This is a genomic window from Candidatus Methanomethylophilus sp. 1R26, assembly GCF_001481295.1.
Lineage (GTDB): Archaea > Thermoplasmatota > Thermoplasmata > Methanomassiliicoccales > Methanomethylophilaceae > Methanomethylophilus.
Genome location: NZ_LOPS01000048.1, coordinates 46,831 through 68,044 on the forward strand (window position 1 = coordinate 46,831; position 21,214 = coordinate 68,044).

22 protein-coding genes and 2 pseudogenes are annotated in these 21,214 nt (G+C 58.8%); 17 read left to right on the forward strand and 7 right to left on the reverse strand.

The window, feature by feature from the left end; genetic code table 11:
• The first annotated feature begins 4 nt into the window (after nucleotides 1-4).
• From AUQ37_RS11570 to AUQ37_RS08465, 15 genes and pseudogenes are all read left to right on the forward strand, one after another.
• A complete protein-coding gene (locus AUQ37_RS11570; protein ID WP_058748212.1) occupies nucleotides 5-229 on the forward strand; it encodes an InlB B-repeat-containing protein in 225 nt (74 codons plus the stop codon).
• Nucleotides 133-360 (forward strand): annotated as a pseudogene (locus AUQ37_RS13775) (hypothetical protein); the annotation flags it as partial. The gene AUQ37_RS11570 and the pseudogene AUQ37_RS13775, both read left to right, overlap by 97 nt.
• A 33-nt stretch (nucleotides 361-393) precedes the next feature.
• Nucleotides 394-945 (forward strand): InlB B-repeat-containing protein, encoded by a 552-nt coding sequence (locus AUQ37_RS08410; RefSeq protein ID WP_235585044.1) that lies wholly within the window; start codon nucleotides 394-396, stop codon nucleotides 943-945.
• Nucleotides 946-958: 13 nt separating this feature from the next.
• A pseudogene (locus tag AUQ37_RS13780) lies at nucleotides 959-1,045 on the forward strand (hypothetical protein); the annotation flags it as partial.
• Complete coding sequence (locus tag AUQ37_RS08415) at nucleotides 1,031-2,329, forward strand: InlB B-repeat-containing protein (RefSeq protein ID WP_255354913.1); 1,299 nt, start codon at nucleotides 1,031-1,033, stop codon at nucleotides 2,327-2,329. The pseudogene AUQ37_RS13780 and the gene AUQ37_RS08415, both read left to right, overlap by 15 nt.
• Nucleotides 2,330-2,383: 54 nt before the next feature.
• On the forward strand, nucleotides 2,384-5,845 hold the full coding sequence (locus AUQ37_RS08420) for a hypothetical protein (RefSeq protein WP_157844384.1): 3,462 nt from the start codon (nucleotides 2,384-2,386) through the stop codon (nucleotides 5,843-5,845).
• Nucleotides 5,842-7,455: a hypothetical protein gene (locus AUQ37_RS08425; RefSeq protein ID WP_058748216.1), complete on the forward strand. Its 1,614-nt coding sequence runs from the start codon at nucleotides 5,842-5,844 to the stop codon at nucleotides 7,453-7,455. The genes AUQ37_RS08420 and AUQ37_RS08425 overlap by 4 nt, the downstream gene beginning before the upstream one ends.
• Before the next feature lie 2 nt (nucleotides 7,456-7,457).
• Nucleotides 7,458-7,958, forward strand: coding sequence for a hypothetical protein (locus tag AUQ37_RS08430; RefSeq protein WP_058748217.1), 501 nt, complete (start codon nucleotides 7,458-7,460; stop codon nucleotides 7,956-7,958).
• Between the two features lie 499 nt (nucleotides 7,959-8,457).
• On the forward strand, nucleotides 8,458-9,414 hold the full coding sequence (locus AUQ37_RS08435; protein ID WP_058748218.1) for a leucine-rich repeat domain-containing protein: 957 nt from the start codon (nucleotides 8,458-8,460) through the stop codon (nucleotides 9,412-9,414).
• A 185-nt stretch (nucleotides 9,415-9,599) separates the two neighbouring features.
• Entirely contained in the window at nucleotides 9,600-10,805 is a 1,206-nt protein-coding gene (locus tag AUQ37_RS08440) for an ABC transporter substrate-binding protein (protein ID WP_058748219.1), read from the forward strand.
• A gap of 85 nt (nucleotides 10,806-10,890) precedes the next feature.
• Nucleotides 10,891-12,717, forward strand: a complete 1,827-nt coding sequence (locus tag AUQ37_RS08445) for a PQQ-binding-like beta-propeller repeat protein (RefSeq protein ID WP_162262217.1) — start codon at nucleotides 10,891-10,893, stop codon at nucleotides 12,715-12,717.
• Nucleotides 12,718-12,737: 20 nt separating this feature from the next.
• On the forward strand, nucleotides 12,738-13,217 hold the full coding sequence (locus AUQ37_RS13155; RefSeq protein WP_058748221.1) for an iron chelate uptake ABC transporter family permease subunit: 480 nt from the start codon (nucleotides 12,738-12,740) through the stop codon (nucleotides 13,215-13,217).
• Nucleotides 13,166-13,864, forward strand: coding sequence for an iron ABC transporter permease (locus tag AUQ37_RS08455; RefSeq protein ID WP_157844386.1), 699 nt, complete (start codon nucleotides 13,166-13,168; stop codon nucleotides 13,862-13,864). Before AUQ37_RS13155 ends, AUQ37_RS08455 begins: the two co-directional genes overlap by 52 nt.
• Entirely contained in the window at nucleotides 13,857-14,675 is an 819-nt protein-coding gene (locus AUQ37_RS08460) for an ABC transporter ATP-binding protein (protein ID WP_058748223.1), read from the forward strand. Before AUQ37_RS08455 ends, AUQ37_RS08460 begins: the two co-directional genes overlap by 8 nt.
• A gap of 175 nt (nucleotides 14,676-14,850) precedes the next feature.
• On the forward strand, nucleotides 14,851-15,156 hold the full coding sequence (locus AUQ37_RS08465) for an SdpI family protein (protein WP_162262218.1): 306 nt from the start codon (nucleotides 14,851-14,853) through the stop codon (nucleotides 15,154-15,156).
• Between the two features lie 51 nt (nucleotides 15,157-15,207).
• Here AUQ37_RS08465 and AUQ37_RS08470 read toward each other — a convergent pair whose 3' ends face one another.
• The 4 genes from AUQ37_RS08470 to AUQ37_RS08485 all read right to left on the reverse strand — a co-directional run bounded on the left by AUQ37_RS08470 (nucleotide 15,208) and on the right by AUQ37_RS08485 (nucleotide 18,923).
• Nucleotides 15,208-16,065: a methanogenesis marker 8 protein gene (locus AUQ37_RS08470; RefSeq protein WP_058748225.1), complete on the reverse strand. Its 858-nt coding sequence runs from the start codon at nucleotides 16,063-16,065 to the stop codon at nucleotides 15,208-15,210.
• 4 nt (nucleotides 16,066-16,069) lie between these two features.
• A complete protein-coding gene (locus AUQ37_RS08475; protein ID WP_058748226.1) occupies nucleotides 16,070-16,555 on the reverse strand; it encodes a peptidylprolyl isomerase in 486 nt (161 codons plus the stop codon).
• Nucleotides 16,556-17,251: 696 nt separating this feature from the next.
• Nucleotides 17,252-18,349, reverse strand: coding sequence for a prephenate dehydrogenase (locus AUQ37_RS08480; RefSeq protein ID WP_058748227.1), 1,098 nt, complete (start codon nucleotides 18,347-18,349; stop codon nucleotides 17,252-17,254).
• A 25-nt stretch (nucleotides 18,350-18,374) separates the two neighbouring features.
• Entirely contained in the window at nucleotides 18,375-18,923 is a 549-nt protein-coding gene (locus tag AUQ37_RS08485; protein ID WP_058748228.1) for a carbonic anhydrase, read from the reverse strand.
• 137 nt (nucleotides 18,924-19,060) lie between these two features.
• Here AUQ37_RS08485 and AUQ37_RS08490 point away from each other — a divergent pair, with 137 nt between their 5' ends.
• The gene (locus AUQ37_RS08490; protein WP_102134608.1) at nucleotides 19,061-19,471 is read left to right on the forward strand and encodes a flavodoxin; all 411 of its coding nucleotides are present in this window, start codon (nucleotides 19,061-19,063) and stop codon (nucleotides 19,469-19,471) included.
• 149 nt (nucleotides 19,472-19,620) lie between these two features.
• On the forward strand, nucleotides 19,621-20,046 hold the full coding sequence (locus AUQ37_RS08495) for a flavodoxin (RefSeq protein WP_157844387.1): 426 nt from the start codon (nucleotides 19,621-19,623) through the stop codon (nucleotides 20,044-20,046).
• 11 nt (nucleotides 20,047-20,057) lie between these two features.
• Here the strand turns inward: AUQ37_RS08495 and AUQ37_RS08500 are convergent, their stop codons facing one another.
• The 3 genes from AUQ37_RS08500 to AUQ37_RS12660 form a co-directional block, all read right to left on the reverse strand.
• Nucleotides 20,058-20,405: a zinc ribbon domain-containing protein gene (locus AUQ37_RS08500; protein WP_058748230.1), complete on the reverse strand. Its 348-nt coding sequence runs from the start codon at nucleotides 20,403-20,405 to the stop codon at nucleotides 20,058-20,060.
• Nucleotides 20,406-20,427: 22 nt separating this feature from the next.
• Entirely contained in the window at nucleotides 20,428-20,799 is a 372-nt protein-coding gene (locus AUQ37_RS08505) for a hypothetical protein (RefSeq protein WP_157844388.1), read from the reverse strand.
• A gap of 84 nt (nucleotides 20,800-20,883) precedes the next feature.
• The gene (locus AUQ37_RS12660) at nucleotides 20,884-21,213 is read right to left on the reverse strand and encodes a hypothetical protein (protein ID WP_058748232.1); all 330 of its coding nucleotides are present in this window, start codon (nucleotides 21,211-21,213) and stop codon (nucleotides 20,884-20,886) included.
• Nucleotide 21,214 lies beyond the last annotated feature (1 nt).

A 21,214-nucleotide genomic window follows, 5' to 3' on the forward strand; every position in this document is an offset into this window, starting at 1 on the left:
GGAGATGCTGCTCCCGGACGCCCCTGTGCGCGAAGGCTACATATTCGCAGGGTGGTGCAGTGACAGCGCCCTGCTCAGCATACTTTCGTCGCCGATAACTGTGCCAGCGGGAGATATGACGCTGTACGCGAAATGGACGCCAGTTTCCTATACGGTGGCCTTCAACCCCAACGGAGGCGAAGGCACTATGGAGAGCCAGACCATGGCCTACGGGACGGCATCCGCCTGAATCCGAACGTTTTCACGAAAGACAGCAGTGTGTTCAGCGGCTGGAACACCGCTGCCGACGGAACAGGCACACTGTATGCCAATAATTCCGCTGTGGTCAATCTGGCTTCGGCGGACGGCGCAACGGTAACTTTGTATGCGCAGTGGGTAGAGTCCTCTCAATGCGTGGTGATCTTCGATCCCGCCGGCGGAATGCTGAGCGGAACGCAGACCCTGACCCTGTCCAGCGGATCGGCGCTTGTCTTCACCCAGACTGCAACCCGCTTAGGGTACACCTTCTCCGGCTGGTTCGATTCGGAGGCGGACGGGAACAAGATAGAAAACGGGGCCTGGGTTCCGCAGTCGGCGGAGACTACGCTCTATGCTCATTGGACTCCCAATCGTTACATTGTTGCTTTCGAGCCCAACGGCGCGACCGGAGAGCCTTACACTCAGGAATTCGTCTATGGAGTTGCCCAGAACCTGGTTCCGTGCAAATTCGAGAAGACGGGCTATCTTCTGGCCACTTGGAACACGGAAGCGGATGGTTCCGGGAAGGATTATGGGAATATTGCAAATGTCTTGAACCTCACATCCGAATCGAACGGGTGCATCACCCTATATGCTTGCGGATGGAATCTGCAGTCGTATTTGTTCACGGTTCAGAATAATGGCCCCGTCAAGAGCATGTATCTTGAGTACGGAGCAGAATATTCCGTGACACTGATAGAAAAATAGGCACACTTTCGGCGGATGGTATTCCGATGCCGGTTTCACTGTTCCCGTGGAAGCTACCGGGACGATGCCTGATCATACGCTCAGAATGTACCCTAAATGGACTCCCAATACATTCACGGTGAAGTTCATTTCCAACGGGGGGTCTGGGCACATGGCAGACCAGGCCGTCACATACGGTGAAAACACCAAGCTGTCGGCCAATGCCTTCTCGAAAGACGGTTATTCTTTCGGAGGATGGATGTTCAAGGATGTTGTCTTCGCAGATGAAGCGTATATCCTCAACCTCACCTCGGAAGCGGATGCGGAACTGACATTTACTGCTGTCTGGATCGTAAACAGTTACACTATCTCGTTTGTATCCGATGATCCAGTTTCCGGAACTACGGAGATGCAGAGGTTCACCGTAGAGGACGAAGGATACGCCACGGCTGTGCTGAGCCTCAACGGGTTCCAGAGGGCCGGCTATTCCTTCGCCGGATGGTCTGACGGAAACAGGACCTACAGTGACGGCTCCCTGATCAGCACCATCGATCTATCGAAAGCAGTGAGCGAGGACGGGGTTCTGACTATAGCGCTGACTGCTGTTTGGACCGCCAACAGCTACACAATCTTCTTCGATACCAACGGGGGCTCGGCTATAGATTCGATAGTCGCCGACTGCGGAACTGCGATCGCGGTTCCCGAACCGACGAAGGAAGGATACACCTTCGCAGGCTGGCTGAAGGACGGTGCAGCGTACTCCGTGCCTGAGACCATGCCGGCAGGGGACCTGACCCTCAAGGCATCCTGGAAACTGTATATTCCTGCACCTGTGAACGGGGTCATCTCGCTGAATGCGGAGACGGATGGAAACCTTACTCTTACCGACGAGAGCATAGGAACTCTGAAATCTTATGCCTCGAGCGACAGTGCATTCCTCAGAGTCTCGATGGGCGACAGTACCTTCACCTTCGACAGCAAGGCCGTGGCTGCGCTGAACGCTGGAACGCTCACTATCCGGGCGATGGAGAATCTCGATGATGAGACCGCTGCATTGACGAAGGATGCGGCCGTGTACGCCGTTGGTTTCGGGAGCAATACCTACCTCAACGGCGGCACCGTTACCGTTACCGTTCCCTACACCCTGAAAGACGGTCAGAGTGCGGATGACGTGAGCATCTACCGCATTTCGGACGGCTCGGTAGCAGAGACGATCGAGGCCCAGTACTCCGACGGCACTGTCACCTTCGCGACCGGGAACCTGTCTTCTCTGTACGCCGTCGGCCACATAGACACGGGCAGCGATGATGAAGATGACAGCACGGCCATCATGGCGGTCGCACTGGCGGCCGTAGCGGTCTGCCTGGTTGCTGGAATAGTCTACGCCTATTCCAGGAGGGTATGAAATTTTCCGGGGGAGGGATTCATCCCTTCCCGACGACACTCGGGATGAGCTATCATGTCAACGAAGAAACTGATTTTTGCGGCTGTTGTGGTCTCTTTGCTGGCGGCCGTAGCGGTGCTGTGCTCTCCGCAATCCGATGCGCAGGGCGAGTATACGGTCACTGCGGTTTCCGGACACGGGATCATCACGGACTCCGACGGGAACGTCTTCGGATCCGCCGCGTTTGAGAACGGTATGACCTTAGAATTCGAGGCTGAAACCGGATACGAGTTCACGGGGTGGGCCGTTATCGGCGACTCTGAATATACCCAGAAAGGCTCCTCGATAACTATCAAGAGCGTCGCAAGCGACATCACTGTCACTGCGGAAACGAGGAATTATTCCCCATCCACTAATCTTTTCAGCATCATCGATGTCGAGGGCATGCCCCGTGAGGACGACACTCTTGTGAAAATATGGTCGGTCGGCAGCGAGAATTTCACTAAGACCGACGGAGTCTGGCAGGGTGCGCCCTGCACCCCTCTGATCGTCGGCGATTGGGCTTATACGCGCGCCGGAGGGTATCTTTACCAGATCGATATCGCGACCGGCGCCATCCTCCATTATGTCGAATCCGACAGTCTGGCGATGAACTATTACCATTACATAAGCTACGGAAACGGCACCATCTTGGACACGACTGGATACAAGGCCTACGATCTCAATCTGAACTACCTATATGATATCCCATCTACACTGAGGTTCGCGACGTATTACGACGGCTATTTCTACGGCTGCATCGACAACGGCACCGGATATCTCTCCATGTTCAAGACCAGCGCCGAACCGGACAAGGACCTGGACAGTTCCGGGACGAAGATCAACCTATACGGGCAGAATGAGAGCCACCCGCTGCAGAGATATCAGCTGTTCGCTCAGTACGGGCAGTACTCCTCGCTGATCGTGAAGAACGGGTGGATATTCTTCCTGGAAGCGACAACGATGGTCGGGAGCACGGGGTATAGAGCGATAACCGCATTCAACATGGAGACCGAGGAATCTGTCACCCAGGAGCTCACGGGCTTCACTGGGATGCCGTGGGACGACGGTTGGCTGACATTCTATAATGGGTATTTCTATCTGACAGCGTACTGTGCCGGGCTCTTCGACGGAGTCATCAAAGGGCTGGAAAACAAGAACTCAGCAATCATGTGGGTGAAGTTCGATTTCGGCGAAGGCAAGTTCTGCACTCCGAACTATCAGGATATCAAGACCCCTTCCGGCGATACCTTCAAAGGGATTGCATCGGGGCTGGTCATAAACAACGGGCGCGGATACCTGTTGGTGAGGGCAGTTCCGGACGAAGACCCAGGAAGCAACAGTTTCATTGCGTACGATATCGCTGAGGACGGCACTCCCGTTCCCGAGTCTGCGATATCGAACAACGTCCCCTTCTCACACGGAGGGCTGGTGGTCAACACCGCCTACGAAGACGAAGGGAAGGTGTACATCTATATGCTCCCGTACGACAGTTCGCGGCAGGGAGTCTATCTTTTCGCCGATGAATACAAGGACGGGAAATGGTCGCTCGCCTCCGATTACACCAAATTTGACACTCCTGTGGTTGAGTGGGGGTCTCAGGCGGTTCGCGCCGGCCCTAACGGCGAACTAATTTATTACATTGACAGCGGCAAGGTCGACTGCTACACAACAGCGAGCAAGTTCACCGTGAACGTGATAACCATAGACGGAACATCGGCGACCGTGTCCTCGGGCACCGGAGTCAATGCGAAGGCGGTAGTGGAGAGCCTCTATCCCGGATGCATCATCGACAAAGATACCGCGATCATGGGCGAGAAGACCTACCGCATTTATGGAATGAGCGTGGCCAGAAACACATGGAACAGTGTTTCCGATCTTACCTCTGATTATTCGGCGACATCGAGAGACAGCTCTGCGATCAACGCTCAGTACAGGTATGTCATCCTTCTTGCAGACGGTTCGAACAAACACACGGACGCCACAGGAGACGCAGGATGGTATTACCTTCTGAAGGGGGAATACATCAAATGCAACCTCAGAAGCACCGGCTCCATGGACGATGCCGTCGGCCATGTCATGATCTACAGGGACAGCGCGCCCACCGCCGACGATGTCCCTCTGCCGGAAACGATGAATGTGCCATTCGAGGGAACTGAGACGGTCGATGTTTCCGTAGCATCCATCTCAACGTCGGACGAAGGCGTCGTAAAGGTCGATAAAGAAGACGGCAGCTTTACTGTCACTGGTATAACCGTCGGTACTGCAGTCGTAACAGTTGTCGTCGCCGACAGGGCCTTCGAGATCAACGTGAACGTTCTCCCGAAGTCCACCGTTGACGAGAACGGGAACAGGATCGTAGAATCCGAGACTGTGAAGGCGATTGATGGCGGCGGCCTGGAACATACTTCGGATAAGATCGTTACCAGTGCAGACGGCAAGTCGATCGTGAGGGACACCGTTATCGTCGTGACCGACGCTGAAGGCGCTACAGTCTCTGAAACCGTGTTCCACTCTGAGACCTCGGAGTCGGACGGCTCCACAGTCACGGAGAGCACGACTGTCACCACCGCTGCGGACGGGACCAAGACGGCAGACATCGAGTACTACTCGTCCACAGTCACGGAGAGCGGGACCGGCGGAGTCGTGATATCGGACACGACCGAGAACAGCCTTGATAAGATCTCAGGCATCCGCACGGATACCCATACGGTCAGGAAGACCCTGAACTCAGCCGTTCGTACAGACATCACCGTGCAGAAGTTCCAACATGCAACTAATGAGAAGATCGGTACCGACACCGTCTCCTCCGATGTGACCGACGGGCTGATTAATTTCGATGTCCTCCGGGGCGATGGAAGCTGTATCATCGAAGTTCCGGACGGAACGTCGATAGCCGACTGTGCGGACGCGGTCGCCCTTCTCGGGAGCGATGCCGGGAACCTGATGTTCAGGACCGGTTCTTCGCTGACGGCGGAAGACAGCGCCTATGCCGATTCGGCTGGGGCCTCAGTCACAATGGTTTACGGGAACACAACGATCACGCTCGGTCCCCAGACCCTCGGGGCCCTGTCAGGGGATGTGGCGTTCGAGTCTATCTCCTCTCCCTCCATGAGCGACGTCCAGAGAAAGGTCGCAGGGGACGCTGCGGTCTTCGACATCACTCTCAGGAGCGGAGGGGACGTCATTCACAGCATCGCTGGCGCGGTTTCCGTTTCGGTGAGCTGCAGCATCGCCCTGCGTGACGGTGTTTCGCCCGCAGTATGGCGTATCGGCGACGACGGCACCGTTACCGAGATTCCCGGCGCATCGTACAGCGATGGGGTGATGACCTTCCAGGCAGACCATCTGTCGCTCTATGCCTTAGGCTATATGCCGGAAGAGGACGGCGACGATGGAGATTCGTTCCCCGTTGTCGCAGCCGTCGCAGTCATAGCTGCAATTGCAGCCTGCCTGTTCGCGGCCGGGTTCCTGTTCCGCAGGAGGGCGAGAGCATGAAAGCCTGGTTCAAGGTCCTCATCCTCGCAGCCGCCGCAGTCGCCCTTGCCTCGATCTCCATCTCGGCGGTCTCCGACGAGGGCTCCGATGCGGTTCCAGACGATCCTCTCGAATTGGAGACCCACGTTTATCTGGTCAAAGAGGACGGAACCTATGACACCTTCACTATCAGTGGTTCCAATCGGACGACCGTCCGCGCCGCTGTTACCGATGCCGTGAGCACACAGGGACATCACAGTCTGGAGGTTAAGGCCAACGGGCAGATCAAGAGCATCGACGGGAAGGAAAACACAGAGGATTCATCCTGGGTCGTGTTCATATGGAAGTCTCCTACGGGCTGGAACCCAGTATCCAACACCAATTCGGACTGCCACTCCGGTGCGAGCCTCGCGGTCGCATTCTCTGAGAGGGTGAAGACCGCTGACGGGAGGAACACGTACCAGGCCCCGGACATCGATGTGGAGTACACTGTCCATTTCTTCCTCAGATGGGACAAATGGACCGACCAGTTGAACAGCAACAGATGGATGAGAGCCATTTATGACCAAGTCGGGTGGGAGAGCATGAAGGCCGGATTCTGGATCTACGGCAACGGCTTCAACAACAATGATGCTCTGGCACATGCGGTCTACAACGAGTTCTTCTCGCAGTACTCCTGCAATATCGACACCACCGCCACTGACCGCGTGACATGGTATGTCGGAGGCGAACAGTTCTTCCAGTACGGGATCAAATCCGACATGTACGGGTGGTTCCTGGACTTCCTGGGATGGCAGGATACCAAGGAAAGTTCCGCGGGCGGCGGAGGGTACGGGACTTGGACCTACTGGTCGCAGTACCGTTACGACCTTTCGTCCGGAAATCTCGCGGACCCCGACAATTGGACCTACAACCAGTTGTCCTTCGGCCTCTACGACATCTCCGTAGACAGCGTATTCGGGCTCTGGCTCAGGACCACTTCCGAGGAACCTACCGGAACCATCGCTTTGGGAACTCCAGATGCGGTGCGTATGGACAAGACTGATTCGACGGTTGCCTCAGAGGACGGAAGGACCGTCACTCGCAACATGACTGTGGTGGATTTCTACGGGAATAAGACAGGCACCAAGACCGATACGACGGTGTTCTCGGATAGCGGTCGGACGGAGACCGTGGAATCCTCAGATTCTTCCGGCAACCGCCTGTCCTCGGAGATCAGCGTTTCCGATGCGGCCGGCCATCTGATGTCAAGGGCGGTGACTAGGTATGCTTATGACTCTTCGGGGAGCCTCATCCGCACGGTGGAGACTGCGACCAGTTATAACCGGGATTCCGAAGGGGAGGTGCTGTCTTACACCGTGATTGAGAAGACGACCGACTCGGACGGGAAGGTGTCCGCTACCGACTCAGAGGTCAGATATGCCGATGGATATGAACTCACCATTTCCAAGTCCGGTTCTGGATCATCCATCTCCGCCGAAGTTCAGGGAGGATTGTCTGCGGAGGCGGCGATCGACAGCCTAACTTCGCTGAAGACAGGCGATCTGGGCAGTGCGGACCTGACGCTTGTTGTTCATGGAAAGATCACCGCCTCTGACATGGCCAAGCGTCGGACGCTGGAATCTCCCTGAAAATGGTCGGCAACGAGGGAAACATCCTCATTTCCGGCGACGAGCTGAACTCCCTCTCGTCTGCAGGGGACGCGGAATTCTCCCTCGCCCGGGATCTCTCCCAAGAATTGCTGACCGAAGACCAGTACAGCGCAGTCGGAGGGAAGGAGGACACGCAGGTGTTCGTTATAACCCTGAAGTGCGGCGGGCAGGAGCAGACATCCTTCGAAAAGATAACGCTGACTGTGAATATCACCGGGACGGCACCGTCAGGGGATCTTTATGTCTGGCGCGTCGACGGGGATTCCCTGGTGGAAGTCGGGCCGGCGGAGTACGATCCCATCAACGGCAGGGCAACCTTCGAAACGGATCACCTCTCGGTTTATGCCGTGAACGTCAGGTCCCAGTCGTCGGATGACGACGGCGGGCTGCCGACAGCGGCTGTTGCCGCAGCGGCCGTGATTGCAATCGCCGTTTTGGCGGCAGCAGTCCTGGTCATGCACCGGAGGAAATCCTCACAATGAGGATGTCTCCTGCGGCGGCAGCGGCCGTCCTTGCCGCCGTACTCCTGGCCGTTTCCGTTCCCCTGTCCTCCGAGTCCGAAGGATACTCTGTGTACTCAGCCGAAGGTTCGAGTTTTACATACGAGACCTTCGGGAATGGGATTTCCGATCCATACCGCTGCACCCTCAAGTCGGTATCATCATCCGAGGATACTGTGTTCCTACCGGCCGCTCTCGAAGGATACAATGTCACCGAGATAGGTGGAGGCGCTATGTCCGGGATCTCTGGGTCTCCGACGGTCGTAGTGCCGGGCACTGTTCGGACTGTGGGGAGCTCGGCCTTCCGGCCGGCTCCGAGGAGATATTCCTCGGCGACAGGCCGGAAGGGGATGTCCCAGAAGGATCGGCACACCTCCCCGGAACGTCCGGCTGGGGCAAGGACAGCGATACGATCGAGACATGCACTGTCGGCTCCGAAGACGGCTCCTCGGTCGTCTGCGCAGTCATCGGCGGAAAAGCAATGATAATTTCCGGAACGGTCTCGGCGTCCGGCTCGCTCACTGTACCGTCATCGGCCGGAGGATATCCGGTCGATTCTATCGGACCTTATGCGTTCGGCGCATCGGACAGCGGAGACAACAACAAGGTTCACCGGACGGATCTGAAGACAGTATCAATCAGCGATGGGGTCCGCTTAATACGCGAAAGAGCGTTCTTCTATCAGGGGGCGTTGGAATCTGTTTCCATCCCCGGAAGCGTTACGGACATCATGGACGAGGCGTTCCGCAGCGACGGCTCGCTGGAATCCATCGATCTTCCCTCTTCTGTCCGGAGGATAGGTTTCGAGACGTTCAGGGAGTGCATATCCCTGACGTCTATAACCGTACCTGATTCGGTTACCGAGTTGTGCGACGGTTCCTTCAGACTCTGCCGCGGGGCGATCCAGATAACTGTGGGCGTTGGAATCTCAGAGATTCCTGCGCACTGCTTCGAGTACGGGGACAGACTGGAGAGGATAGCTCTCCCGGAAACTCTGAGATCTGTCGGGGACAGCGCCTTCTACATGTGCCCTGCCCTTGTGTCGGTGGATCTGCCGGATGGAGTGACATCCGTCGGGGACAGCGCCTTCCGTGAATGCACTTCGCTGGAGAACGTAGATTTTGGGAAGTCCCTGAAATACGTCGGCTCGAATTCTTTTGAGAACTGCAGATCCCTATGCGAGGTTTCTTTTCCTGCATCGCTCGGGAAGATCGGGGACAGTGCGTTCTGGGGATGCACTGCGCTCGAGCATGCTGTGTTCGAGGGCGATGAGCCAGAGATAGGATCGAAGGCCTTTCCTGCTGCTGCCGAGATCGAGGTCCGCGGCAGCGGCAGCGACGATGGACTGCCTCTTGCGTCTGTCGCTGCGGCCGCTGCAATCATCTTTGCCGCGGTAATGCTGGCACTGTATTATATCCGCAGGAGGGGGGCTCACTGAGAGCGCTCAACATCAAGATCGCAACATCTGCAGTGATTGCGGCCCTGGTTGTGGCATCTCTCCCTTTCGTAGGCCTCACTGAAACGTCGTCGGACGCTAAATCGGGGCTGATACTCGATTTCGGGCACTGGAACGTCGAATGGGTTGAATCGGATTTTCCAGAAGGCACGGATGGAGATGCGGCCTTGGACATTGTCTGCGGGTCCAAAGGATATACAGTCAACCGCGTGAACGGCGCGGTAATTTCTGTCAACGGGTCCGAGAACGAGCTGAACATATCCTGGGGATTTTACGTGATGGAAGGAGGGGAGTGGAAGTCCTCAGACCCCTCTCAGACCGACGTGTCCGACTATCAGATAGTCGCGTGGGCGCGCAGCACAGGCCCGTCAGCTCTGGTGCCGGCGGCCGATTACACAGGCTACACATACTACAGTTACGCCAATGGGGGCAAGGACCTATCGACGGGCAAGGATCTTCGTATCGTCACTTTGGCTCCGTCTGTCACCGAGACCCTGGTAGCCGTAGGTGCCTTGGGTTACATCGTGGGGACCGACCTATACAGCGACTATCCTAAGGCCGTCAGAGACCTGAAGGAGAACGGCACTATCGCCGTTACCGGCGGTTATACAGATCCGAACTACGAATGGATAATCAAACTCAACCCGGACGTAGTATTCTGCGACGGAAGCGTCGGTCAGCAGGTCACCATGGCGGACAAATTGAGGAAATCCAGCGTGGATTGCGTGGTCCTCGATGATGCAGTGGATGTCGCGTCCATGTACAACAATATCTGGATCGCCGCCTGCTCCATAGGTATGCAAGAGAATGCCACTAAGGTGATTGGCGGCCTCAGTGGGACCATTGATGACGTTTCGGCGGTCGCCGGGACATCCAACAAGCGTGTCTTCGTCTCGCTCAGCGCAGATCCGTCTCCCTGGACCGCCGGTTCCGGCACGTTCATGAGCGATCTCATCGGGTCTGCCGGAGGCATCAACGTATTCGATACGCAGTCGTCGTCCTGGTTCATGGTGTCCAAGGAGCAGATCTACAGGATGCAGCCGCAGGTGATAATCATCATCCAATCCGAGAACGAGATAACTTCGGACAGGGAGTACCTGGAGCTCCTGGATGGCCTGGATCCCATGTGGAAGAATACTCCTGCGTTCAAGAGCGGCGAGGTCTTCGTGTTCTCCGGGGATTCCGGTGACATTATGTCCCGTCCCGGGCCCCGTTTGGCGCAGGCGGCCGAACTCATAGCCAAGCTGCTGAATCCCAATGCCTTCACTGATCAGGACCCTCTCGATTCCGTTCCCAAGTACTTTGGGGACGACTATTGGGGATATCTGAACTACCAGAGGATAGACCTCTGGGGCGGGGAGGGTTACGAATGAAGGCTCTGGGTACATAACGGCTATCCTGCTGGCACTTCTGATGGCGGTGCCTGCGGCGGTTCCGGCCGGGGGCTCATCGGCAGACTTGCCGGCGGGTTCGGTCCTCATCGATATGGGAGACGGCACCACCTACTGGTACGATTTCACCGAGCAGAAGGGATGTATCGAACTGACCGAACAGGCCGCCGGCAGTTTCGGCTTGGAGTGCACTGGGGGGTCTGAAGGGTTCGTCTCCATCGGTGGTATGGCCGAGCATAAGGTCGGTTCGCAGACATGCAGCTGGATATTCTACCTATGGAACAGCACGGAGTCGGAATGGGAGTCCACTGACATATCTTATTACACAGCAGGGAGCTTCGCATGGGGGTTCTATCCCGACGGAGCCATAGTCCCGGCCGAGACTCCGGATAGCCGGGCTTCCTGGACGATGCACAGGGGCGATTCATCCTCCTCCGGCGTATCGGGTTCCTACGGCACGCGCAATGCGGCGACCCCTCTGGAGTGGTACCGCACCTATACCACGGGGTATGTCGACTCTTCTATCATAGTCGCCGGCGACCGCCTCTATCATACGACTGGCGGCGTCTACGGTGCGATGGGAGGCGACCGCTACCCCTGGGTATATTGCATAAACCGGCTCACCGGGGAGCAGTTATGGGACTACAGGATGGAGTATGGGAGAGGCTACGAGGTAACATCCCCGTTGGTGGTTGGCGATATTCTGATCGTAACCGCCACATGCGGCAAAGTGTACTGCTTTGATCGCTTCGATGGGACGGTCCTCCACGTGCTGGACTTAGAGGATGAGGGGAAATTGGACTATCCCTATACGGAAGATGGGAGATACGCCTGGAACGGGAGGACCTTCCTCACCGGCGCCACCACACCGGTATACGATTCGGGCGCAGTGTACTTCGGGACTTCTTCCGGGCATGTCCTTGCCTACTCGGTGTCCCGTGAAACTGGATTCACGGAACTCTGGGACTATCTCCCGGACGCAGACTTCGCTGTCGACAGCGGCGGCACCAAGACGTACACAGGCACCAGGGGATGTTTCTACTTCCATGCCCCCGTCATCGCCGAGGAGAACGGGACGAGGATGCTGTACATCGGTAGCTATGAGGGATATCTCTATGCCCTCGACGCCTCCACCGGAGATGAGAAGTGGGTCCGGCAGATGATTAACCTGGGAGGATCCAACCTCCCACATCCTGGCACCCCTGGCTCTGTGGGCTCCGTCACTGCGACCGGGGACGGCAGGCTGATAGTGGCCTGCAGCGACGGCGGAATGTCGCCGATGACCGAATGGATCGTCTGCGTCGATGCCCTGACCGGGAAAGGGTCTGACGGCGTGTCGGAGTATGATTGGAAGATCGAAGCTCTGTGCGGCGGCCCCGTGCTCAGCGGAGATCGTTTCTGGATGTACATCGAGCCCTCCTCTTCAGGGGCAAAGGAACTGGAGAAGACGGACGGGACGTCCGTGGAACTGACCGGGCAGATCTGTTGCTTCGACATGGACGGGAAGGTCGTATGGTCGTCTATTTCATCCCTAGTCAAGGGGGCCCTTACCCTGGCTGACGGCGTCGTTTACGCCACGGACTACTCAGCGGGTTCCTTCTGGCCGACAGGCGGAGGTGTGGCTGCTTACTCCGCTGACACCGGAGAGAGACTGTGGAAGATGCAGCTTTCCCCGTATTCGGATGACTCGTATTCCATGGATTCGGTAACGGTCATCGACGGGAAGCTCTACGTGGGCAACGACTACGGGGCGATTTACTGCATCTCCGAAGTGGCCGGCCTGGCATGGGGCGACGAAGGCCATGTCGAGATGGAGAACGGCCTGGATTGGACGTGGGGGGTGCTGGCGGTTGCGGCCGCGGTCTGCATCCTATTCCTGATCAAGTTCTATTGAAGGTGAAAGGTGATGTTCGTTTGAGCGGAGAGAAAAAAGGCAGGCGTCTGCGCGAAGGTTACGAAGGGCTCCTGCACCTGATGACCAAGCGCGACGATGAGAGCGAGATAAAGCGCAAGAAGAGGCGGTTCGCGGTCATCGTCATGTTCGGCATAGCAATGTCGGTCATAGCTTTCCTGATCTCCATATCCATCTCCTCCGGAGGGATAATCTCTGTCGGCGATGCGGTCTCCGCCCTCATCTCCTCGGTCCAGAAGCACGGGGAGGACCTCGATACCACCGAGCTCTACATCTACCAGGCCAGGCTCCCGAGGGCCATCGCGGCCATAGCCGTGGGCTCGGGGCTGTCCATCGCCGGATGCATGTACCAGGCGCTGATACGCAACCCCCTGGTGGACCCCTACATAACCGGCGTGTCCTCGGGGGCAGGATGCCTGGCGATAGCATCGTGGCATTGGAGATATCGGTCTCGTTCCTTCCCAACAGCAACCTTTACCTGATACCCATCGCGGCCATCATCGGAGGGATCGCTGCCTTCGGCATAACCATGCTGGTGGCCGAGGGGGCGGGAGGCTCCGCCACCAATTACATCCTCGCCGGGACCATAGTCGGGTTCGCCTTCTCCTCTTTCCAGACCATCTTCCTGTCCCTGGGGCAGGACAACATCACCAACGCCATGTGGTGGCTGTTCGGGTCGTTCGCCAACATCACCTGGGAGAACGCTTGGCTGGTGTTCATCCCGGTGATGGGCGTGTCGTTGATATCCATGCTGTGGGCCCGCGAGTTCAACCTCTTCATGATGGGGGAGGACCAGGCCAAGCAGCTGGGCCTCAACGTGAAGAGGTTCAAGCGCTGCATGATGGTGATCGCATCAGTTCTCACCGCCCTCTGCGTGGCCTTCTGCGGGATCATCGGGTTCGTCGGGCTCGTCATCCCCCATGCCTGCAGGATGGCACTGGGGAGCGACCACCGCCTCATCATGCCGGCGTCGATAGTCCTGGGCGCGATGCTGATGCTGTTCGCGGACCTGATAGCCAGGACGGTGCTCTCGCCCATCGAGCTGCCCGTCGGGGCCATCACGGCCATGATTGGGACGCCGATATTCGCGTACATGCTGATGACCAAGGGGCGCAGTTACAATGGATGAGGACGGCGGCAGATACTGGGAGGGCGACCTGCTCAAGATCCAGGGGCTGTGCATGGATTTCGGCGACTTCAGGGCGCTGGACAACATCAGCTTCAGCCTCGGGAAGGGGCGTCTGGTGGGCCTTATCGGGCCCAACGGATGCGGGAAATCCACCATGATGAAGTGCATCTGCAAGATCAACCAGATGACCTCCGGCTCCATATCCATAGACGGCAACGATGTGGGCTCCATGCATCCGTCGGAGATCGCCAAGTTGGTGGCGTCCGTCCCGGCGGAGGCAGGGCAGACCTTCGGCATGTCGGTGATGGACATGGTCATGCTGGGACGCTATCCCTTCGTTGACCGCCTCTGGTGGGAGACCGAGGAGGACGAGGCCAAGGTGAGAGAGGCCCTCAGGACCTTCGGTCTCGATGAGCTCCGCCGCAACCAGGTGAGCAAGCTCTCGTCCGGGGAACGCCAGAGGGCGCTCATCGCCAAAGCGTACGTCCAGGAGCCGAAGCTCATGCTGGTGGACGAGCCCACGTCGCATCTGGATATGAAGTACAAACTGGATGTGATGGAGTACCTGCAGTCCATGGCGCGTACAGACATGACCGTCATGGTGGCGGAGCACGACATCTCCCTGATGGCGCGCTACTGCGACGTCTGCATCATCATGAAGAAGGGCAGGATAATGACCATCGGGGACCCGAAGAAGGTCATCACTCCGCAGCTAATCCGCGACGTCTACGAGGTGGACGCCCGTGTCGGGCTCGATGATGACGGGGAGATCTATGTGCTCCCCAAGAGGTACATCGGTGCGAAACTGTGAAGCTGGGTCATTCGCGGATCAGTCTATCGGGGCAGTTTCCGGCATATGTGCGGCCATGTTCTGTTGGCGCGGTATTATATTCGTATACCGATACGAATCCGTGAATCCGTTCTGGTGGTTCGGACCACTCTCGGCGGTCCTCCTCCCCTGCATCATGGCCGCCGCCGGTCGCATCATGGCAGCCCATCCGCCCAAAGATCCGAACCACTTCTGCGGCTATCGCACGCAGCGCTCTATGATGTCAGGCGAATCCTGGAAGTTCGCACAGGTATATTCCGGGAAGAAGATGGAATGGTTCGGGCTCGTCATGATGCTTCCGGCCGCGGTTTCGATGATCCCGGCGATGGATTTCGATGATGATGGAATCGCACTGCTTATGGCGGCCGTGATGATGGCCGAATTGGCCATCATGATGGTGCCGATCATCCTTACCGAGAAGGCGCTGAAGAAGAAGTTCGGCGGTCCTCCGAAGAAGAAATGAGGCCGGGCGGTGCTGTAAACATCGTCCGGCGAAGGGCTGAGCCTCGGAAGGTCAATCTTCTTTTGACAGGAGGTCGGCGTTGAGCAGCGGACGGGGCTCGTCCAGGGGCCCGCCGTCATACGGCTTCCTGCCGACGGAGGCGAGTTTGCCGATGACCAGCTCCTTGCCGATGTCCGTGACGCCGTAGATCTCGACCTTGTTGCCGGCGACGACGATGTCGCGGTTCCCGGCTTCCTTGCGGAGCGGAGCGCTGGCACATGCGGTGACGAGGTCGCAGTTATCGAAGTACATCTGCGCGCCCTTGGGGCCTATCGCGCTGCTGTGGACGGCCGCCACGACCGCCCTGTCCCCGTACTTCTTCCTGATGGCCGCCGCATCATGGGGGCTGGCCACGGTGACGGCGAACCTCTCGTACCTGGCCGCCGCCATGTCCGCTCCTCTCAGCGGATCGATGGAACAGCCATCCGGGTCCAGGATGTTATCCTTCCCGACCGCATCCTGAACGACCTTCAGAGGCGAGGTCTCGAGCAGTCCGGAAATCCTCCCGCACAGCCCCTGGAGTAGCTCCGGATCTGAAACGACAGCGGTCCCGGCGCCGTCGCAGGCGATGACCGCCGCACCTATCTTGCCCTCGGCCAGAGCCGCCGAGAGGATCTCGGAGATCCCGAAGGTGACATAATCGCCGTCGCGCACCTTCCTGTTCTCGGTGCAAAGCCCGAATTCACGGATCCTTGATTCCACGTTCTCCTTCACGGCCTCGGGCGTGATGCGGTCGAGATTGCGGAACTTTTTGTAAAGGGGGCAGTAATCGAGCTTCGGCTCGCTGACCGAGACTACTTTCCCATCTTCGATCACGACCCTGGTGAGCCCCAGGGCCTGGAACACGTGGTGGTCCCTGCCTACGGCCATGGGATCAGTCCTCGATGACCTCTGCCTTCTCGATGACGACATCCTTGAGAGGCCTGTCGTTCATATCTGTGGGGACCTTCTGGATCTTCAGGACGACCTCCATCCCCTCGACGACCTTCCCGAAGACGGGATGGGCGTAGGGGGTGCTGGGGTTCTCTTTGTCCAGGTATCCGTTGTCATTGGTATTGATGAAGAACTGGCTTCCTCCGGTGTGGGGGCGGCCGGTGTTGGCCATGGAGACGTATCCAGGCTGGTTGGAGTGCCCGTGGCCGAACTCATCCTCGATGGTGTACCCCGGACCGCCCATCCCGGTGCCTTCCGGGTCCCCGCCCTGGATCATGAAGTCGTTTATCACTCTGTGGAAGATGGTCCCGTCGTAGAATCCATCTTTCGCGAGCTTCACGAAGTTGCCGGTGGTGATCGGCATGTCCTCGTGCATCCGGATCTTGATGTCTCCCATGTTCGTGTGCAGAACGACGTATGTTGCCATGCTCGGCGAATCGGTATGGATGGTATAAAGAGGAATTGGAGAAGGAGAACCCTATATGCTCCCAGCACATAACTCGGCGCGGAGACATCGTAATGTCGGAGATATCGGATGCCGTCGGCAGGATGGATGCCGCCGCTGCCGTGAAGGCTGCGGAGGGCATGGACAGGGATGAGGCGGAGGCAGAGGTGCGCGAAGCTGTCTTCAGGGCCGAAAAGGGATATACCGCCGGGAGGACCGCCTTCCCCAAGCTCATGGGCACAGTGAAGACCGCTTACGAAGTGCGCGAAGCGCTGGGTATCCCCCGGCCGGACCTGGGGAAGGCGGTCGTCGCCACTCTGGACATCCATACCGAGGGCAGGAACCTCATGGCGCTGCTCCTGGGCATAGAGGGTTTCGATACCGACATCGTCGAGGAGGGCATGATGCCCGATGACATAGCCGCCCGTTGCAGGCAGGACGGCGTCACCGCATGCGTGGTGTCCGGGGAGTTCGCCTCTATAGATACCAAGATGAGGGCGGTCGACCGCGAGCTCAGGAAACTGGGCATCAGGGACCGTATCATCTTCTGCTGCGGCGGCCAGCCGGTCTCGGAAGAAGGTGCCAGACGGGCCGGTGCGGATGTATTCGACCAGAACGGCGCCGAATCGGTCAGGAAGCTGAGGGATGCGGTCCTGGCCCGCAGGGCCCGACGGGGCCTCACCCGACGGTCACGGGATATCCGAAGCCCCTCAGGATGCCCGACGCCTTCTTCACGTCCCTCTCGCTGTGGAGCTCGATCCTCAGCGATCCGGACTCGAACTCGCGGTTGTGGACGATGCCGACGTTCTTGATGTCGACCGATGCCGCTGCCAGCATCGTCATGACCACTGCCAGGGACCCGGGCCTGTCCGCGATCTCCACATGGATGGCGTTATCGGTCTTGATGGGGCCGGCAGAGGATGACGGGAATGTTTCCCGGTAACGTTTGGCACTGTCGAACATCGCCCTCAGCCCGTCTCTGTCGCGCGCATCTATGAGGGCTTTCGCCTTCTCAAGGTCCCGGATGTACAGCGCCAGCAGGCGCGAGATGTTCTCGGAGTTCTCGGCGCATATGCTCTGCCACATCTCGGGCGACGAGGATGAGATCCTCGTGATATCCTTGAATCCGCCCGCGGCGACCGTCCGCATCCTGCCGTTCTCCGAGTCGGAGCCCTTGACCAGGTTCACCAGCGCCGCAGATATCACGTGGGGGAGGTGGCTGACCGCCGCCGCGATCCTGTCATGTTCCTCGGGGGCCATGACCATCGGGATGGCGCCCATGGAGGAGACCAGGGAACGGAAGTGCTCCAGATCCTCCGGTGCGGTATCCGGAGTGGGCGTGATGATGTAATAGGCGTTCTCCAGGAGCATTGCCTTGGAGTTCCGGTAGCCGGTCCTCTCGCTGCCGGCCATCGGGTGCCCGCCTATGAAGCGGGCGGAAAGGCCCAGTTCTCCGATCCTACGGTGCATGCGGCCCTTGACGCTGCCGACATCGGTGAGGATGCATCTCCTGTTCATGAACGGGGCGACCTGCGCCGCCAGTTCCATGTTGGCGCTGACGGGGGCGCACAGGAAGATGATGTCGCAGTCCGAGTAGCGGGAGTCGATGCCCGAGAGGAGGATGTCCGCGGTTCCGTCCTCATACGCCTCGGCGAGAGCCTCCGTGTCCCTGTCATAGGCCATGATAACGGTTTCCGGATTGGCCTTCTTCAATGCGCGCGCGACTGAGCCTCCGATAAGACCCAGTCCGACGAATCCTACAGTCAGGGAGCTCATAGCGTGCTATGCATTAGCACGGTGGTTATAACGGTTTCGCATCATCCTGCAGGAGGAAGCGGACGCCTCCCCCGGCGGTGTCGTAGACGGCTGCGGCGACCGCCGTCCCGGGCACGGCCTCCCTCACCGCTTCCGCCGTCCTCCTGGCATTGATCTCGGCGGCGATGATTGGATCGCGCTCCCCTCCGATGTTGGCCGATATCCTCCTCACGGTATCCCCCATCGGCCCTCCGCCGTGCCCCTGCAGAGCAGCGGAGACGGCGCCGCATCCGATATGTCCCAGCACGACGATGAGCGGGACACGGAGGTGGTCCGCGGCATACCAAGCGCTGGCGAGGACATCTGGGCCGGCGGTGTTCCCCGCGGTGCGGATGACGAAGATGTCCCCCAGGCCCGCCGAGAAGACAGCTTCCGGCACCACTCTGGAGTCGGAGCAGGCGATGACCACCGCGAACGGGGCCTGTCCTTCTGCCAGCTCCCTCCTCCGGCGCCCCGAGAAGTCGCCTGAGGAGCGTCCCCCGACATACCGGGCGTTCCCCTCCATCAGCCTCCTCAGCGCGGATTCTGCATCCATGGCACCTTGAACGGCGCTCCCGTATTAAAAGCCGGGAACACGGAATTAACGGACAAGCAGTCATTTATACGTCCCCGCCCATTCAGGTCCAAGGTGATAATACGGCGTCGTTAGTCGCATATTTCAGCTGTTCGGGAATGACCAGGGCCGTTGCGGAGAAGCTCGCCGAGGCCACCGGTTCCGAGATTTTCGAGATCGTGCCCGAGACCCCCTACACCGCTGCGGACCTCGACTGGAAGGACAGCAGCTCCAGGACCACGAAGGAGAAGGATGATGATTCCTGCAGGCCGAAGATCAAGAACGGCGGCGCACCCGTCGCTTCCGCCGATGTAGTGTACATCGGGTTCCCCATCTGGTGGTACAAGGAGCCCAACATCATCGACACTTTCCTGGAATCCTATGATTTCTCCGGGAAGACCGTCGTCCCATTCGCCACATCCGGGAGTTCCGGGATGGACGGCATCGGTTCCAGGATGCAGAATCTGGTCCCGGCGGCCAAGGTGCTCGGGGGAAGGAGGTTCGCGCTTCCGTATCCGTTCCGGACCTGAAGGCGTGGACCGGGTCGCTCTGAAAACCTTTTCCGCGGCCCTCCCGCGGCCAGTCCGGGAGGGCCGGCATCTTCACGATGGATTAATTCCGCTTACGTATCTGTTCGCGATAATCTTTAAATAAACATATAGGGAAGGCCGTCAACTGGTTGGAAGAAAGGATGGTTCCCCTGGTTGCATATTTTTCCATCGGAGGTGCTGTCAGGCGTACCGCCGAGATGATCTCGGCCGTTATGGGCGCCGACATCATAGCACTCGATCCCGAATCCGAGTGGATAGAGGATCCATCCATCAAATACGACACCATCGTCGTGGGCTTCCCGATGGTCATGTTCAAGGAGCCGGAGGTCGTCGACAGGTTCCTCGGGGCATGCGCCCTGATCGGCAAGACCATCTGCCCGTTCTACGTCTCCGGCAGCATCGGAAACGAGGGACACGTCATGCCCGGTATCCGCAGATCGGCCCGCGGCGCAGCCATAATGCCGGTCAAGGGGTTCGTCAACGATACGCCGCTCGAGGACGTCGAGGCATGGACCAAGGCGATCGAGGCGTTCCGCGCCCAGGAATTCAGCTGAGCCCCCGCTCTTCACCAAAGGTAGACTGCCTGAAGCATTATCCCCATGAGCAGGCCGACGGCCGAGCCGACAAGCACCTCAGCGGCGGTGTTCTTCCCGTAATGGCCGCGCCGGCCGTATATGATCATGAGGATGGCCGTGCAGACCACGAGGTCCACCGCGAACCCCAGCGCGAAGGTGACGATAAGGTTCAGCAGGAAACTGATCAGGAGGATGTTGTGCCTCAGCCTGCCGTCCTCTGGCATCGCGGAAGCCTCCGCCCTTCTCGGTGCGCCTCCGTGCCCGGAGACCCCGGTCCCGCAGTCGGGGCAGAAATCCGCCCCTTCAGGCAGCATCATGCCGCAGTTCGGACAGTACATCGCATCATCCCCGTACGGACCCTCATATTATGGCCCACAGCAAGCATCCTATCAGGAACCCGGCGGTGCCTCCGGCGCCCAGGAGGAAAACCCTGTTCCCGGGGACCATGTCGAGGACGGCCGCGCCGACGGCGAGGAGCATGAAGGCGGCCCCTATGATGAATCCGCCGACGGGCGTCAGGAGCACCGTCGCAATGATCGCGAGCGTGAACCCTGCGAGCAGGGAGATGTTGCTCTCTGTGTCGTTGGTATAACGGATGTCGTCCTTTATCCTATTGCGGCGGGAATCGCCCGCTGCAGACGTTCCGGAGCAGGCTGCGCCGTCCCGGCCCCCTCCGTAGACCATGTCCATCGAGGCCCCGCAGTCGGGGCAGAATCTGGCTCCTTCGGGCACCGGCGCCCGCATTTGGGACAGTACATCTTCTCGCACCTCTTCCGGACGGTATTAGGCTTACCTGCGATAAGACGGTTTGCGCTGTCAGGACAGGCCGAGAATGGACCTGAGCAATATCCCGGTCATGAGCCCCATGGCCCCTCCCCCCGCCATCGGGAAGAACGCCCCTCCCGGCACATAGGTCGCCAGCAGGAGCGCCGCGGAACCGGCGAGGAACGAGAGCGAGACGCTCCCGCAGATGCAGATCCCGGCCGCGAGGATGAAGCAGAGGATCCACACCGCCGACCTCTTGGCGGGGCTCATCCTGGGCACCATGGATGCCGGCAGGCCGCCGAATCCAGCCTGCTGCGGGGATCCGGTATCGTCGGCCGGGACCCCTGCGCCCGCTGGGCCGGCGGCCTCAGGCCTTTCCAAG

What these genes read in the sequence shown, in the direction of transcription:
- AUQ37_RS11570 (WP_058748212.1), top strand. Translation starts at nt 5, where the DNA reads ATGCTGCTCCCGGACGCCCCTGTGCGCGAAGGCTACATATTCGCAGGG.
- AUQ37_RS08415 (WP_255354913.1), top strand. Translation starts at nt 1,031, where the DNA reads ATGTACCCTAAATGGACTCCCAATACATTCACGGTGAAGTTCATTTCC.
- AUQ37_RS08420 (WP_157844384.1), top strand. Translation starts at nt 2,384, where the DNA reads ATGTCAACGAAGAAACTGATTTTTGCGGCTGTTGTGGTCTCTTTGCTG.
- AUQ37_RS08425 (WP_058748216.1), top strand. Translation starts at nt 5,842, where the DNA reads ATGAAAGCCTGGTTCAAGGTCCTCATCCTCGCAGCCGCCGCAGTCGCC.
- AUQ37_RS08430 (WP_058748217.1), top strand. Translation starts at nt 7,458, where the DNA reads ATGGTCGGCAACGAGGGAAACATCCTCATTTCCGGCGACGAGCTGAAC.
- AUQ37_RS08435 (WP_058748218.1), top strand. Translation starts at nt 8,458, where the DNA reads ATGATAATTTCCGGAACGGTCTCGGCGTCCGGCTCGCTCACTGTACCG.
- AUQ37_RS08460 (WP_058748223.1), top strand. Translation starts at nt 13,857, where the DNA reads ATGGATGAGGACGGCGGCAGATACTGGGAGGGCGACCTGCTCAAGATC.
- AUQ37_RS08465 (WP_162262218.1), top strand. Translation starts at nt 14,851, where the DNA reads ATGGCAGCCCATCCGCCCAAAGATCCGAACCACTTCTGCGGCTATCGC.
- AUQ37_RS08470 (WP_058748225.1), bottom strand. Translation starts at nt 16,065, where the DNA reads ATGGCCGTAGGCAGGGACCACCACGTGTTCCAGGCCCTGGGGCTCACC.
- AUQ37_RS08475 (WP_058748226.1), bottom strand. Translation starts at nt 16,555, where the DNA reads ATGGCAACATACGTCGTTCTGCACACGAACATGGGAGACATCAAGATC.
- AUQ37_RS08480 (WP_058748227.1), bottom strand. Translation starts at nt 18,349, where the DNA reads ATGAGCTCCCTGACTGTAGGATTCGTCGGACTGGGTCTTATCGGAGGC.
- AUQ37_RS08485 (WP_058748228.1), bottom strand. Translation starts at nt 18,923, where the DNA reads ATGGATGCAGAATCCGCGCTGAGGAGGCTGATGGAGGGGAACGCCCGG.
- AUQ37_RS08490 (WP_102134608.1), top strand. Translation starts at nt 19,061, where the DNA reads ATGACCAGGGCCGTTGCGGAGAAGCTCGCCGAGGCCACCGGTTCCGAG.
- AUQ37_RS08500 (WP_058748230.1), bottom strand. Translation starts at nt 20,405, where the DNA reads ATGTACTGTCCGAACTGCGGCATGATGCTGCCTGAAGGGGCGGATTTC.